The following is a 14318-nucleotide window of genomic DNA, read 5'->3' as shown; positions in this document are numbered from 1 at the left end:
CCTCACGCTAGGCCGGGAAAGCGCCGCGCGTCGCCGCCCGCAGGTCGAGAACCGACCTGTACTCCGGTAGGGCCGGGATTCTGTCCCAAAGGACGAGCGGTAAATCGTTGACCCGTGTGCGGCGCCGCTCCTAATGTGACCGGCGGACATATCGAAAGAACAGCGGATTCCGTCAGGATTCGCGTGGGCGACCGGGTGATAGGAGCCTGAGCTCGATGTGCGGAATAGCCGGGGTCTACGGATTCGACGACCCGGCCGGCCTGGACCCCGACGTCCTGACGGCCATGACCGACGCGCTGGTGCACCGGGGGCCAGACGCGCACACCACCTGCGAGACCGGCGCGTTCACCGCCGGGTTCCGCCGCCTGTCGCTGGTCGACCTGGCCGGCGGGGGACAGCCCCACGCCACCCCGGACTCCTCGGTGGTCTCGGTGTGCAACGGCGAGATATTCAACCACCGGGAACTGCGCGAGGAACTCCGGAGAAAGGGTCACACATTCCGCTCCGGTTCGGACACGGAAGTCCTGGTCCATCTCTACGAGGAATACGGCACCGAACTCACCGGCCACCTCGACGGCCAGTTCGCCTTCGCCCTCTACGACCGGCGCGAGGACCGCCTCGTGCTCGCCCGCGACCATTGCGGAGTGCTGCCGCTGTTCTACACCGAGGTGGCCGGCCGGATCGTTTTCGCCTCCGAGGTCAAGAGCATTCTGTGCCACCCGCTGGTGGACCGCCGGGTCGACCTGCGCGGACTCGACCAGGTCCTCTCGCTGCCCGGACTGGTCAGCCCCCGGACGATGTTCGAGGGCATCAGGTCGCTGCGCCCCGGCGAGCGGCTCGTCGCGGACCGCTCGGGCCACCGCACCGAGCGCTACTGGGACCTCGACTACCCGCTCTGGGACGACGAGGCCCGCCACCGCGACGCCGCCGCCCTGCGCGACCCGCGCGTCCTCGACACCTGTGCCGACCGCACCCGGGACCTGCTCGACGCCGCCGTCCGCTCCCGCTCGGTCGCGGACGTCCCCGTCGGGACCTACCTCAGCGGCGGCCTGGACTCCAGCCTGATCGGCGCGCTCCTGGCCGCCGGCCGCCCCGGCCACGCGTGGCCCAGCTACGCGGTCACCTTCCCCGGCAGCAGCATCGACGAGGCGCGCTACCAGCGGCTGGTGGCCGGCAAGATCGGCACCCGCCACCACGAGGTGCCGGTCGACGCCGCCGACACCGCCGGCCTGCTCGGCGCCATGGTCCGGCACGCCGAGACCCCGGTGAAGGAGTCCTACAACGTCTGCTCGATGCTGCTGGCCCGCGAGGTCCGCGCCACCGGCACGGTCGCGGTGCTCAGCGGCGAGGGCGCCGACGAGCTGTTCGGCGGCTACCCGGGCTACCTGTTCGACACCGGCGGCCCCGGCCGCGGCCCGGCCGACCTCCTGGAGGAGCAGCTCGAACGCGCGGCCGCCCACCGGATGTGGGGCCTGGACCTGCGCTACGAGACCGACCAGGTGCCCGCCCACGACCTGCGCCGCCAGCTCTACAGCGGCCCGCTGGCCGAGGAGTTCGACGCCTTCTCGGTCACCTCCCAGCGCCTCGTCGACCCGGAGCGCCTGATCGGGCGCCACCCGCTGCACCAGCGCTCCTACCTGGACTTCCACCTGCGGCTCGCCGACCACCTGCTCGGCGACCACGGCGACCGGATGGCCATGGCGAGCTCCGTCGAAATGCGCTTCCCGTTCCTGGCCAGGGACGTCGTCCGGCACGCGACCACGATCCCGCCGTCCCTGATGACGGCCGGCGGCCGGGAGAAGGCCGTGCTGCGCCGCGCGGCCGAGGGCCTCGTCCCGCAGGAGGTGCTCGACCGCCGCAAGTTCGGCTTCCGCAGCCAGACCAGCACCGAACTGCTCCTGGCCGGCGACGAGTGGTTCGACGACCTGCTCTCGCCCGCGACCGTGCGCCGGCAGGGCTACTTCGACCCGGCCGTCGTCGCCGAGCTGATCCGCCGCCAGACCTCGGGGGCCCGCACCGTGCACCCGCACCTCGACACGGACTACCTGCTCGTCATCGCGACCTTCGCGATCTTCCTGGAGGAGTTCGGCCTGCCGTGCCTGGGATGACCCGAGAACGCGTCACCACGCCCCCGGCGGCCGCCGCGCGGCCCCTGCCGGCCGGCGCCCCCGCGCGCACCGGGGAGCCCGGCGCCCGCAACCCGCTGATCGGCGTGATCGGCGGAATGGGCCCGCTGGCCTCCACCGAGCTGCTCAACACCGTGTACGGGCTCGAACCGCCCGAGCACGAGCAGCTCGCCGCCCGGATCCTGCTGTGGTCCGACCCGGCCGTGGCCGACCGGACCACCGCCATCCAGTCCGGGACGGTCGGCCTCGTCCGCGACGCGCTGGAGGACTCGGTCGAGCGCCTGCTCACCGCCGGCGCCGACGTCGTCGTGGTGGCCTGCATCACCGCGCACCCCGCGATCCGGCTGCTGCCGGAGGCGCTGCGCTCGCGCTGCGTCTCCCTGGTGGACCTGGTCTTCGAGCAGCTCGCCGAACGCCCCGGCCGGCACCTGGTGCTGTGCACCCGGGGCAGCGTGCTGGCCGGCGTCTTCACCGGCCACGAGCGGTGGCCGCAGTACGCGCAGCGCCTGGTCCTGCCCGACGAGGCCGACCAGGAACAGCTGCACCACCACATCTACCGGCTCAAGCGCAACGCCGACCGGCTCCCGACGGTCGACTTCGTCCGCGGCCTGCTGCCGAAGTACCGGGCGTCCGCGTTCGTCGCCGGCTGCACCGAACTGCACCTGGTGACCAGGGCGATCGAGGCCCGCGGACTGACCCGCCACCTGCCCAGCATCGACCCGATGACCGTCATCGCACGGCGGATCAGGAACGGAGAGATATGACCACGCCGACGGTTCTGACGCGATGGGCGGACGGCCTGGCCCGCGACGGCGCCCGCTGCGCCGTCAAGTCCGGTGAGCGGAAGGTGAGTTACGAAGAGCTGGCGGGCCGGGTGGCCGGCTACCAGGCCGCCTTCGAGGGGGTGCGGCCCGCCGACCCGGTCCTGATCTCCTGCGCCGACCCGGTGGAGGTGATCGCGGCCGTCCTCGGCTGCGCGGCCGCTGGCCGCACCTTCGCGCCGGTCGACCCCAGGCTGCCCGCCGCCGTCCTGGACGGCGTGCTCGCCGCCCTGCGGCCGGGCGCGGTGGTCGCCGACGCCCCGGGCCGCGCGGCGCTCGCGGAGCGCGAACCGCCCGGCGGCGCACGGCTCGTCCGCCCGGAGGAGCTGGAGCCGCGGGCGTGGTCCGCGGAGGCCTGGCAGCGCTCCGCCCCGGAGGACCGCGGGTACGTCTACTTCACCTCGGGGACGACCGGGCACCCCAAGGGCATCCGCGGCAGCCTCCGGGCGGTCCACCACTTCGTCGACTGGGAGATCGCCGAGTTCGGGATCGGCGCGGGCACCAGGGTCTCCCAGCTGACGTCGCCGGGCTTCGACGCGTTCCTGCGCGACGCCTTCGCCCCGCTGTGCGCGGGCGGCACCGTCTGCGCGCCCCCGGCCGGCGGGACGCCGGTCGGCGAGGGCCTGGCGCGCTGGCTCACCGAGCACGAGGTCGAGGTCCTGCACTGCGTGCCGACCCTCTTCCGCACCCTGCGCTCCGCCGCCCTCACCCCCGGCTCGTTCCCGGCGCTGCGCGCCGTGCTGCTCGCGGGCGAGCCGCTCCAGCCCTCGGACGTCGCGTGGTGGCGCGGCCTGTTCGGCGGCGGCAAGGAACTGGTCAACCTGTACGGGCCGTCCGAGACGACCATGACGAAGCTCTTCCACCGGACGACGGAGGAGGACGCCCACGCCCGGCTGGTGCCGGTCGGCCGGCCGCTGCCGGGCGTGTCGGCCCGGGTCCTGACCGGGCCCGGCGACCCGCCGGACGCGCTCGGCGAGGTGGAGATCGAGGTCCCGTTCCCGCTCCTCGGCTACCTCGGCGACGACGAGTGGCGCGGCACGGCCACCACCCACCGCACCGGCGACCTCGGCAGGTTGCGGCCCGACGGGAGCCTGGAGCTGTACGGCCGCCGCGACCAGCAGGTCAAGGTCCACGGCGTGCGCGTCGACCTTGGCGAGGTCGAGAACGCCCTGCGCGCCCGCCCCGGGGTGCAGGACGTCTGCGCGGCGGTGGTCACGGAGGACGTGACGACCGCCCTGGTCGCCTACGTGGTGGCCCCGGACGTCTCCGACGCCGACCTGCGCGCGCACGCCGCGCAGCGCCTCGCGCCCGGCCTGGTGCCCTCGGTGTTCGTCCGCATGGCGGCGATCCCCCGGACGCTCAACGGCAAGGTGGAGCGCCGCTCCCTGCCGAAGGTCGCGCTGCAGCGGGCGGCGGAGGCCGCGGAACCGCCGAAGGGTCCGACGGAGACCGGGATCGCGGCGATCTGGAGCGAGATCCTCGGCCTGGCGGACATCGGCCGCGACGACGACTTCACCCTCCTCGGCGGCGACTCCCTCGCGATCGCGCGCCTGATGGACCGGGTCCGGCACGAGTACCGGGTGGACCTCCCGCTGCGCGCGTTCCTCCAGGACCCCACCGTCGCCGGGCTCGCCGCCGCGGTGACGGACCGCACGGCGGGGAGCCCGTCGTGACCGCCTCCGTCGCGAACGCGCTGCTCCGCGCCCGTCTGACGGGCGAGCTGGACGTCACCGCGCTGTCCGCGGCCGTCGACGACGTGGTGGCCGCGCACCCGCAGCTCAAGGGCGAGCGGCCCGGCCGGGTCCGGCTGAGGGTCATCGACCTCGCGCGGTCCGGCGGGGAGCAGCAGGGGCGCGTCCTGGCGGACCTGGCGGCGGACGAGGCCGCCCGGCCGGTCGGGGCGGCCGGCCGCCCCCGGCTGCGGGCCTGCCTGGCGGGGCTGGGCGCCGGGGCGTACGAGCTCCTGATCGCGGTGGACGCGGCGCGGGCCGACGAGTGGTCGGTCGCGGCGCTGACCGGGGACCTCGGCGCCGCCTACCGTGCGCGGACCGGGGCCGCACCGGCGCCCGGGCCCGGCCCCAGGCCGGGCGCCCGGTTCCCGGGGGAGCGGGCGGTCCGCGAGCTGCCCGACGGCGCCGGCACCGAGCGGGTGCTCGCCGCCTTCGCGGCCGTGCTCGGCAGGTACGCCGGGACGGCCGAGGCGGTGGTGGCGGTGGCGGACGGTCCGGAGCACCGGGCGATCCGGCTGGACCTCGCCGGCGCCCTGACGTCCGCCCAGTTGGTCGCCCGGGTGCGCACCGCACCGGAGGCCGACGACGTACCGGACTTCCCCATCCGCGCCGTGTTCGCGGGGCGGGACCTCCCGGCGGCGGTCCTGGACCTGCCGGGCGTCGCGGCCGAGGTGACCGTCGACGCCCCGCCCGACCCGCGGGGCCGGCTGACCCTGGCCGTGACCGGGCCGCACGGGTTCACCGTCGCCCTCACCGGCACCCTGCCCGGCGAGACGACGGCGGAGGGCTTCGCCGACCACCTCGTCCGGGCGCTGCGCTTCGGGCAGGACGGCCCGGACCGGCCCCTGGCCGAACTCGACCTCTCCGGCCGCCCCGCGCCCCACCGGGCGCCCGCCCCCGCCACCGCGCGGCCGTACCGCGACTACCTGGCCTTCCTGGACGGGGAGTTCGCGGCGCGCGTGCAGGAGGCCCCCGAGGCGGTCGCGGTGCGCTCCCCGGAGGGCACGCTCGACTACCGCGGGCTCGACCGGTGGAGCTGCCGGATCGCCCACGCCCTGGCCGGCCGCGGTGCGGGCCCCGGGCGGGTGGTGGCGGTCCTGCCGGGCGGCGGCGCCGGCGCGATCGCGGCCGTGCTCGGCGCCATGCGCACCGGCGCGACGTTCACCTGCCTGAACCCCGCCGACCCGGACGCCCGCCTGCGCGACATCCTGGCGGGAACGGGCGCCGTCTGCGTGCTGGCCGACGGGGCCGCCGCCGCGGCGCACCCCGAACTGCTCGGCCCGGACGGCCGGTTCGCGGGCCTGCCGGTGCTCCCACTGGAGCCCGCCCCGCGCGACGAACCGCCGGGGGAGCGCGACCGCTTCCCGGCCCCGCCGGCCGCCGACCACCCGCTGTGCATCGTGCACACCTCGGGAAGCACCGGGACGCCCAAGGGGATCGCACTGTCGCGGGCCGCGTTCGCGCAGTTCGCCGAGTGGCAGCGGGAGCGGTTCGGGATCGGGCCGGGGAGCCGGATCGCCCAGTGGGCGCCGCTCACCTACGACGCCGCGTACACCGAGGTGTTCGCCGCGCTCACCGCCGGTGCCGCGCTGTGCCTGCCGCCCGGCGAGGCCCGGCGCGACCCGGTCGCGGTGGTGCGCTGGCTGCGGCGGGAGCGGATCGGCCAGATCCAGACCGTGCCGTCGTTCCTCCGGCTGCTCACCGAGGCGCTGGACGCGCAGGGCGGCGAACTGCCGGACCTGCGGCACGTCCTGGTCGCCGGCGAGGTGTTCCCGGTGGACCTGGCCGAGGCCTGGGCGCACCGGCCGGTGCGCCCGGCGCTGCACAACCTGTACGGGCCCACCGAGTGCATCCTCGCCACCCACCACGAACTGCCCCCGGGCGCGGCGTTCCCGGCCACCGTGCCGATCGGCGGGGCGATCCCGGGCCGGGAGGCGCTCGTCCTCGACGCCCTCGGCCGGCCGTGCCCGGCCGGGGTGCCCGGCGAGATCCACCTGCGCAGCCCGTTCCTGGCCGGCTCGTACCACCGCCGTCCCGCCGAGACGGCCTCGGCGTACCTGCCCGACCCGTGGCGGCCCGGCCGGACGCTCTACCGCACCGGCGACCGCGGGTACTGGCGGGCGGACGGCACGCTGGCGTTCACCGGCCGGACCGGCAACCAGGTGAAGATCCGCGGGAACCGGGTCGAACTGGACGAGGTCGAGGCGGTCCTGGAGCGGCAGGCCGGGGTGCGGGAGGCCGCCGCGGCCGTGCGCACCACCGCGACCGGCGACCCCTGCCTGGTGGGCTACGTGGTGGCCGACGCCGGGGTCTCCCCGGAGGAGCTGCGCCGGCTCGTGGCCCGGCGGCTGCCGGCGCCCGCCGTGCCCGACCTCATCGCGGTGCTGGCCGATCTGCCGCGCACCGCCACCAACAAACGTGATCGTGCGCGGCTGCCCTGGCCCCTGCCGGCACGTCGGAACGAGCTGAACGAGCTGAAGGGTGACGAATCATGAGGAACGCCGAAGCGGCGGTCGCGGCCCTGGCGGCCGAGGCCGGGGTCGATCCGGACACCGTGCGGCTGGCCGCGTCGTTCAAGGTCGCGGCGGTGCTGACCGGCTCCGACGCGCTCGGCGACGGCGGCCGGAGCTGGCGGGAGCTGATCGCCCGGGTGGCCGCCCCGGAGGGGCGGGCCGATGCGGAGAGGGTCCTCCAGGAGGCGGCGGAGCAGGGACACGTGGGCCCCGACCGCACCGAGGGCTACGTCCGTGCGGTCCTGGAGCGGATGACCGGCTCCCCGGACGAGGCGCACGACGCACACGGCCTGGTCGCCGGCGAGGAGTTGGCCGCCGTGCTCTCGGCCTCCGCCGGCCCCGTCCGGGCGCTGCCGGACCGCCGGTTCCACGAGCTGTTCGAGGAGCGCGTGCGCCGGCACCCCGACGCGGTCGCCGCGGCGCAGGACGGCCGGAGCTGGACGTACGCGGAGCTGAACGGCCGCGCCAACCGGATCGCGTGGTCGCTGCGGGAGCAGGGGCTGGCCGACGAGGACGTGGTGGCCGTGGTGGCCGAGCGCTCGCTGGAGTGGCTGGCCGCCGTCCTCGCGGTCTTCAAGGCGGGCGGCTGCTACCTGCCCCTGGACCCGGCGTTCCCGGCCGAGCGGATCGCCGTCGTGCTGGAGCGCAGCGGCTGCCGCCGGGTGCTCGCGGACCCCGGGCTGGCGCAGCTCGACGAGGCCGTGCGCGGCCGCGAGGCGGTGACCGTCTCGGTGCTGACCGAGGTGCTGGCCGCGCCCGGCCGCGAGGACGACCTCGGACTCGCGGTCGCAGCCGACCAGTTGGCGTACATCTACTTCACCTCGGGCTCGACCGGCGAGCCCAAGGGCGCGATGTGCGAGCACGCGGGCTTCCTCAACCACCTCTACGCCAAGATCGAGGACCTGGGCGTCCGGGAGGGGGACGTCATCGCCCAGACCGCGCCGCAGTGCTTCGACATCTCGCTGTGGCAGCTGGTCTGCGCGCTGCTGGTCGGCGGCCGGACGGAGATCGTCGGGCAGGAGACCGTCACCGACGTCCGCCGGTTCGTGGAGACCGTCACCGGGGCCGGCGTCCAGGTGGCCCAGCTGGTGCCCTCCTACCTGGACCTGGTGCTGGAGACGCTCCGGGGCGACAGCCCGGGCCTGCCGTCGCTGCGCTGCCTCGCGGTGACCGGCGAGGCGCTCAAGACCGAGCTGGTGCACCGCTGGTTCGCCGCCTTCCCCGGCATTCCGCTGGTCAACTGCTACGGCACCACCGAGGTTTCGGACGACACCAACCACGGCGTGCTGCACGGCCCGCCGGCCGGCCGCTCCGTCCCGCTCGGCCCGCCGACCCGCAACGTCCGGGTGTACGTGGTGGACGAGCGGCTGCGCATGGTCCCCGACGGGGCGCCGGGGGAGATCGTCTTCGCGGGGGTGTGCGTCGGCCGCGGCTACGTCAACGACGCCGCCCGCACCGACGCGGCGTACCGCGCGGACCCGTACCGGCCGGGCGAACGGCTCTACCGCTCGGGCGACTTCGGCCGCCGGCTGCCCTCCGGCGAGTTCGAGTACCTCGGCCGCCGGGACTCGCAGGTGAAGGTGAGCGGCTTCCGGATCGAGATCGGCGAGATCGAGAACCGGCTGCTGCAGGTCCCCGGCGTGCGGGACGGTGCCGTGGTGATCGCGGGGACGGCGGAGGACCCGCAGCTGGTGGGCTTCTACAGCGGCGCCGGCGCGCCGGAGCCCGGGGCCGTGGAGCGGGCCCTGGCCGCCGTCCTGCCCCACTACATGGTGCCGGGCCGGCTGCACCGCCTCGACCGGCTGCCGCTGTCGGCGAACGGCAAGATCGACCGGAAGGCGCTCACCGCCACCGCCCGGACGAACGCCCGGACCAACGGCCCGGCGGCGGCCGACGGCGACGCGGCACGCCCGGAGACCGACACCGAGCGCCGGGTCGCCGGGCTCTGGGCCGAGCTGCTCAACGTGCCGCTCGACCGGGTCGGCCGCGGCTCCCGGTTCGTCGAGCTCGGCGGCACCTCGCTGGCCGCGATCCGGCTGGCGATCGCCCTGGACCGCGCGGTGACGGTGGGCGAGCTGAAGGCCACCCCGACCGTCGCCGAGGTGGCCGCGCTCCTCGACCGCAAGGCGGCCGGCCGCACCGCGGAGGCGCGCCGATGACCCCCGCCGCCGACGCCGTGCCGGTCCTGCGCGTGCTCGCCGCCGCCCCCGGCCCGGAGTGGGCCGCCGAACACCGCGCCGAGGTCCTCGCCGAGGTCGAGGCCTCCGGGGCCGTCCTCCTGCGCGGCCTGGGCGTCGCCTCGGCCGCCGGGCTCGCGGCCGTCACCGCCGCGCTCGGGATCGAGCCGATGGCCGAACGGGAGGGCTTCGCGCCCCGCGACCGCCTCGGCGAGGGCGTCCACTCCGCCTCGCACTGGCCCGCCGACACCCCGATGTGCATGCACCACGAGCAGAGCTACGCCGCCGAGGTCCCGGGCCTGCTGGTGTTCGGGTGCCTGACCGCCCCGCGGCGCGGCGGCCGCACGATGCTCGCCGACTCCCAGCAGGTGCTGCGCGCCCTGCCCCCGGAGCTGGTCGAGCCGTTCCGCCGGGACGGCTGGCGGCTGCTGCGGGCCTACCAGGACGTCGGCGTGCCGTGGACCGACGCCTTCGGCACCGACGACCGGGCCGCGGTCGACGCCTACTGCGCGGCCGAGGGCATCGCGCACGCGTGGTCCGGCGACGGCGCGCTGCGCACCGTCCAGCGCCGGGCCGCCGTGGTCGCCCACCCCCGCACCGGCGTGCCCGGCTGGTTCAACCAGATCGCCTTCCTCAACGAGCTGACCATGGACCCGGCGGTCCGCGAGTACCTCCTCCACCAGTACGGGCCGACCGGCCTGCCCTTCACCACGGCCCACGGCGACGGCGCCCCGGTCGGGGCCGGCACCGTCGCGGCCGTCAACGCGGTCTACGACGCGGCCGCCTTCGGCGAGACCTGGCGGGACGGCGACGTCCTGGTCGTCGACAACATCCGGATGGCCCACAGCCGCGAGCCGTACGAGGGCCCCCGCGAGGTCGCCGTGGTCCTCGGCGACCCGGTGCGGCTGCCCGGGCACGTCCTGCCCGGCGGTGCGGCCGGATGACCGCCGCGTCCTTCGCGCAGGAACGCGCCTGGCTGGCCAGCCGGTTCGCGGCCGGCACCGCCCTGTACCACGTCGCGGACCAGTGGCCGCTGCACGGGGACGTCTCCGAGCGGCAGATCCGGGCGGCGCTGGCCGCCGTGGTGGCGCGGCACGAGCCGCTGCGCACCGGGTTCCGGGTCGTGGACGGCGTGCTGACCGCGGTCGTCCACGACCGCGTCGACCCCGACGTCGAGGTCGTCGACCTGTCCGGCCGCCCCGAGGAGCGGCAATGCGAGGACCGCGAGGCTCTCGCCGACCGGCTGAAGCACACCGCCTTCGACCTCTCCCGCGCGCCGCTGTGGCGCGCGGGGCTGGTCCGGCTCGGAGCGGGCCGCTGGCGGCTGCTGTTCGTCGCCCACCACGCCGTCTGCGACGCACCGTCACTCTTCAACCTCCACGCCGAGATCGCCGAATTCTGCGCGGCCTTCGAGCAGGACCGTGCGCCGCACGTTCCCCAACTCCCCGTCTCCTACGGCGATTACGCGCGGCAGCAGCGCGATCGGCTCGGCGGCGACGGGATCGCCCCGCTGGCCGGCTACTGGCGGGAGCAGCTGGCCGGCCTGCCGCCCGCGCACGGCCTTCCGCTGGACCTGCCGCGCCCGGCCCGGCGGTCCTTCGCCGGCGCGGAGCTCCGGGCCGCGCTCCCGGCCGCCACCGCGCGGGCGCTCGCGGCGGCCGGCCGGTCCGGGGCCACGCCGTTCGAGCTCCTGCTCGCCGGGTACGCCGCCCTCGTCCACCGGCGCTCCGGCCGGGACGACCTCGTCCTCGGGGTGCCGCTCTCCGGCCGGGACCGGCCCGAACTGCTGCCCCTCGTCGGCACGTTCGTGAACACGGTGGCGCTCCGGATCGACGCCTCGGGCGACCCCTCGTACGCCGCGCTCGTGGACCGCGTCCGGACGGTGTGGCGGGCGGCCCGCGACCACCAGGAGATGCCGTTCCAGACCGTGGTCGAGCAGCTCGCGCCGCAGCGCGGGCCCGGCCTGCCCCCGCTCTACCAGCTGGCGTTCAACGTCACGGCGGCCGAGGGCTTCGGGCCCCCGTCCACGGCGGCCGAGGACGACCTGCTGCTGGAGGTCTCGGGCATGGCGGTCCGCCTGGAGTACAACACCGCGCTGTTCGGACGGGAGACCGCCGCAGGGCTGCTCGCCGACTACGCGGCGGTGCTCACGGCGGCCCTGGCCGACCCGGCGACCCCGCTGTCCCGGCTCCCGGCCGGCCCGGGCCCGGAGCCGGGAGCGGCACCGGCCCCACCGCCCGGCCGCGTACCGCCGCGCACCGCCGCCGAGGCCCTGGTGGCCCGCGTCTGGGCGGAGGTCCTCGGCGTCGACCGGGTGGGCGTCGACGACGACTTCTTCGCGGCCGGCGGCCACTCGCTGCAGGCACTGCGCCTGCTCGCCCGGCTGTCGTCCGACCACGGCGTCGAGACCACCGTCGACGCCTTCTTCGCAAACCCGACCGTCGCGGGGCTGGCCGCCGAGCTGGACCGGTGCACCACGTCCCACCGGCACGAGCAGAACGACCCCGAGGGAGAGACATGGCAGTGACCGGCCGGATCGACGGCGTGCCCAGCGAGGTCTGGGACGAGGAGGTGCTGGCCCCGCAGTTCGCCTACGAGGCCGAGGCCCTGCTGCCGCACTACGTCTCCATCGAGAAGGTGCTGCTGCTGGAGTACCGCAGGATGGGCCTGGTCGACCCGAAGGGGGCGGCCGCGATCGCCGGACGGCTCGACGAGCTGACCCCCGAGCTGATCCGGGCGGACCCGCGGGACAACATGTCGGACATCTTCTTCGCCATGGAACGCCACGTGGCCCGCGGTGCCACCGCCCCCTTCGCGGCCTGGCACGTGGACCGCAGCCGCAACGACTTCCAGGCCTGCGGCCAGCTGCTGTCCTGCCGGGAGAACGTCCGGGCCGTCGCCGGGGACCTCATCGCCCTGGGACGCACGGCGGCGGCGCGCGCCGCCGAACTGCCGGACAGCCCCATGCCCGGCTACACCCACGCGCAGGCCGCGCAGACCATCACGCCCGCCTTCTACCTCTCGGCGCTCTCCGAGGAGATCCTCGGCGCGGCCCGGCGCCTGCTGACCGCCTACGACGAGATCGACCGCTCGCCGCTCGGCGCGGGCAGCATGGCCGGCCAGGAACTGCCCTGGGACCGCGAGCGGATGGCCGGCCTGCTGGGCTTCCGGCAGCCGCAGCCGCACGCCCTGGTCTCGGTGGCCTCCCGGTCCTGGGCCCTCGCGGTCGCCTCCGCGCTGGCGGACCCCGCCGTGCTGCTCAGCCGTTTCACCACCGACCTGATGACGTGGAGCGGCGCCGGATTCGGTTTCGTGGACTTCCCCGACGCGCTCGCCGGGATCTCGGCCGCGATGCCGCAGAAGCGCAACTTCCCGGTCCTGGAACGGATCCGCGGCCGCTGCTCGCACGTGGTCGGCTGCGCGACCCAGCTCGCGTTCGCCCAGTGCGGCACCCCGTACGCCAACAGCGTCGAGGTCTCCAAGGAGGCCGGACGCCACCTCCAGGCCCAGGTCGCCGCGCTGCGCTCGGCCCTGCGGCTGGCCCGCACCGCCCTCGCCGGCGCGGTGTTCCGCACGGACCGCATGCGTGAGGCCTGCGAGGCGGACTTCCTCGGCGGTTTCACCCTCGCGAACCTGCTGACCCTGGAGGCCGGCGTCCCCTGGCGGACGGCACAGGTGATCGCCGGAGCCTACGTCAGGGCCGCCGTCGCGAAGGGCCTGACCGCCGCCGACCCCGACGGCCCGCTGCTCGCGGCGCTCGCCGGGGAGCACGGCCACCGGGTGCCCGAACCCGCCGCACTGCTGTCCGGCGCCTTCGACACCGACCGGGCCGTCCGGGTCAAGCACTCCGCCGGGTCGACGCACCCCGATGCCGTCCGCGCCATGCTCGCCGCGCAGGAACGCGGCTACCGCGAGGTCGCCGGCCAGTGGCGGCTGCGCGAGGAGGCGGCGAGCGTCGCCGCGGCGCGCGTGGACGCCCTGCTGGCCGTCGAGGACACCGCCGAGCGCACCCCGGCGGGCACCTCGTGAGGGGCTCCGGCCTCATCACCCGCCGCCCGGGCGCGGACCTGCGCAGCGGCCGGGCCGACGCCTCGGGCACCTTCGGCGAGCTCCTGCAGGGACGGCTGCCCGACGGCACGGACTTCCTCGTCACCCTGCCGATCACGCTCCGCTCCCGGGCCTGGTTCCGCTTCGACCCGGCCGGCCCGCTACGCGTCTTCCCCGCCCACAAGACGAAGTCCCTGCGGCTGGCCGAGGCCATGCTGACGGCCCACCAGCCCGGTGGCGGCGGGACCCTGATCCTGGACAGCGACCTGCTCATCGGCAAGGGCCTCGCCAGCTCCTCCGCCGATCTGGTCGCCACCGCGCGCGCCGTCGGCGGCGCGCTGGGCCTGGACACCGGCCCGGCCGAGGTGGAGCGCTGGCTGCGCCCGATCGAGCCGACCGACGGGGTGATGCACCCGGGCGTCGTCGTGTTCGAGCACCGCGCGGTGCGCCTGCGCGAGGCCCTCGGCGGGCTGCCGCCGGCCACCGTGGTGGCGGTCGACGAGGGCGGCCGGCTGGACACCGTCGCCTTCAACAAGCGGCCCAAGCGCTACTCGCCGGCCGACACCGCCGAGTTCACCGGACTGCTGGACGCCCTGACCGCCGCCGTGCGCGCCGGGGACCTCGCCGCCGTGGGCCGGGTGACCACCCGCAGCGCCGTCCTCAACCAGCGCTTCGCGCCCAAGCGGCACCTCGACGCGATGCTGGCCGTCGCCCGGCGGACCGGCGCGCTCGGCGTGGTGTGCGCCCACAGCGGCACCATGCTCGGCCTGCTGTTCGACGACGCGGACCCGGACCGCGCCGCCAAGGTGGCCGAGGCGCACGCGGCCTGCGAAGCCCTGGGCGACGACGTCCTGCTGTTCCGCACCCTCACCCGCCCTTCCCACGAACCCTAAGGACGTACCGA

The 14318-nt window shown here is 75.9% G+C and carries 9 protein-coding genes; all 9 read left to right on the top strand.

What is annotated here, in order from left to right; genetic code table 11:
- Positions 1-215 precede the first annotated feature (215 nt).
- The 9 genes from asnB to ACFV4G_RS00940 are packed head-to-tail and all read left to right on the top strand — an operon-like array spanning position 216 to position 14307.
- Positions 216-2108 (top strand): asparagine synthase (glutamine-hydrolyzing), encoded by a 1893-nt coding sequence (gene asnB, locus ACFV4G_RS00980; RefSeq protein ID WP_380435277.1) that lies wholly within the window; start codon positions 216-218, stop codon positions 2106-2108.
- Positions 2105-2890: an aspartate/glutamate racemase family protein gene (locus ACFV4G_RS00975; protein WP_380435276.1), complete on the top strand. Its 786-nt coding sequence runs from the start codon at positions 2105-2107 to the stop codon at positions 2888-2890. Before asnB ends, ACFV4G_RS00975 begins: the two co-directional genes overlap by 4 nt.
- Positions 2887-4620 carry an AMP-binding protein gene (locus ACFV4G_RS00970; RefSeq protein WP_380435275.1) on the top strand — a complete coding sequence of 578 codons (1734 nt, stop codon included), beginning with the start codon at positions 2887-2889 and terminating at the stop codon, positions 4618-4620. The genes ACFV4G_RS00975 and ACFV4G_RS00970 overlap by 4 nt, the downstream gene beginning before the upstream one ends.
- Positions 4617-7172: an amino acid adenylation domain-containing protein gene (locus ACFV4G_RS00965; RefSeq protein ID WP_380435274.1), complete on the top strand. Its 2556-nt coding sequence runs from the start codon at positions 4617-4619 to the stop codon at positions 7170-7172. Before ACFV4G_RS00970 ends, ACFV4G_RS00965 begins: the two co-directional genes overlap by 4 nt.
- The gene (locus ACFV4G_RS00960; protein ID WP_380435273.1) at positions 7169-9349 is read left to right on the top strand and encodes an amino acid adenylation domain-containing protein; all 2181 of its coding nucleotides are present in this window, start codon (positions 7169-7171) and stop codon (positions 9347-9349) included. The genes ACFV4G_RS00965 and ACFV4G_RS00960 overlap by 4 nt, the downstream gene beginning before the upstream one ends.
- Positions 9346-10311 (top strand): TauD/TfdA family dioxygenase, encoded by a 966-nt coding sequence (locus ACFV4G_RS00955; protein WP_380435272.1) that lies wholly within the window; start codon positions 9346-9348, stop codon positions 10309-10311. Before ACFV4G_RS00960 ends, ACFV4G_RS00955 begins: the two co-directional genes overlap by 4 nt.
- Positions 10308-11894: a condensation domain-containing protein gene (locus tag ACFV4G_RS00950; protein ID WP_380435271.1), complete on the top strand. Its 1587-nt coding sequence runs from the start codon at positions 10308-10310 to the stop codon at positions 11892-11894. Before ACFV4G_RS00955 ends, ACFV4G_RS00950 begins: the two co-directional genes overlap by 4 nt.
- Entirely contained in the window at positions 11885-13396 is a 1512-nt protein-coding gene (locus ACFV4G_RS00945) for an argininosuccinate lyase (RefSeq protein ID WP_380435270.1), read from the top strand. Before ACFV4G_RS00950 ends, ACFV4G_RS00945 begins: the two co-directional genes overlap by 10 nt.
- A complete protein-coding gene (locus ACFV4G_RS00940) occupies positions 13393-14307 on the top strand; it encodes a kinase (protein ID WP_380435269.1) in 915 nt (304 codons plus the stop codon). The genes ACFV4G_RS00945 and ACFV4G_RS00940 overlap by 4 nt, the downstream gene beginning before the upstream one ends.
- Positions 14308-14318 lie beyond the last annotated feature (11 nt).

Source organism: Kitasatospora sp. NPDC059747 (genome assembly GCF_042732955.1).
Classification (GTDB): Bacteria; Actinomycetota; Actinomycetes; order Streptomycetales; family Streptomycetaceae; genus Kitasatospora.
Note: the sequence above shows the minus strand (reverse complement) of the source record. Positions and strands in the feature narration are given on the sequence as shown.

Coding starts and splice junctions, on each gene's coding strand:
- ACFV4G_RS00955 (WP_380435272.1), top strand. CDS start 9,346: ATGACCCCCGCCGCCGACGCCGTGCCGGTCCTGCGCGTGCTCGCCGCC.
- asnB (WP_380435277.1), top strand. CDS start 216: ATGTGCGGAATAGCCGGGGTCTACGGATTCGACGACCCGGCCGGCCTG.
- ACFV4G_RS00945 (WP_380435270.1), top strand. CDS start 11,885: ATGGCAGTGACCGGCCGGATCGACGGCGTGCCCAGCGAGGTCTGGGAC.
- ACFV4G_RS00950 (WP_380435271.1), top strand. CDS start 10,308: ATGACCGCCGCGTCCTTCGCGCAGGAACGCGCCTGGCTGGCCAGCCGG.
- ACFV4G_RS00970 (WP_380435275.1), top strand. CDS start 2,887: ATGACCACGCCGACGGTTCTGACGCGATGGGCGGACGGCCTGGCCCGC.
- ACFV4G_RS00960 (WP_380435273.1), top strand. CDS start 7,169: ATGAGGAACGCCGAAGCGGCGGTCGCGGCCCTGGCGGCCGAGGCCGGG.
- ACFV4G_RS00975 (WP_380435276.1), top strand. CDS start 2,105: ATGACCCGAGAACGCGTCACCACGCCCCCGGCGGCCGCCGCGCGGCCC.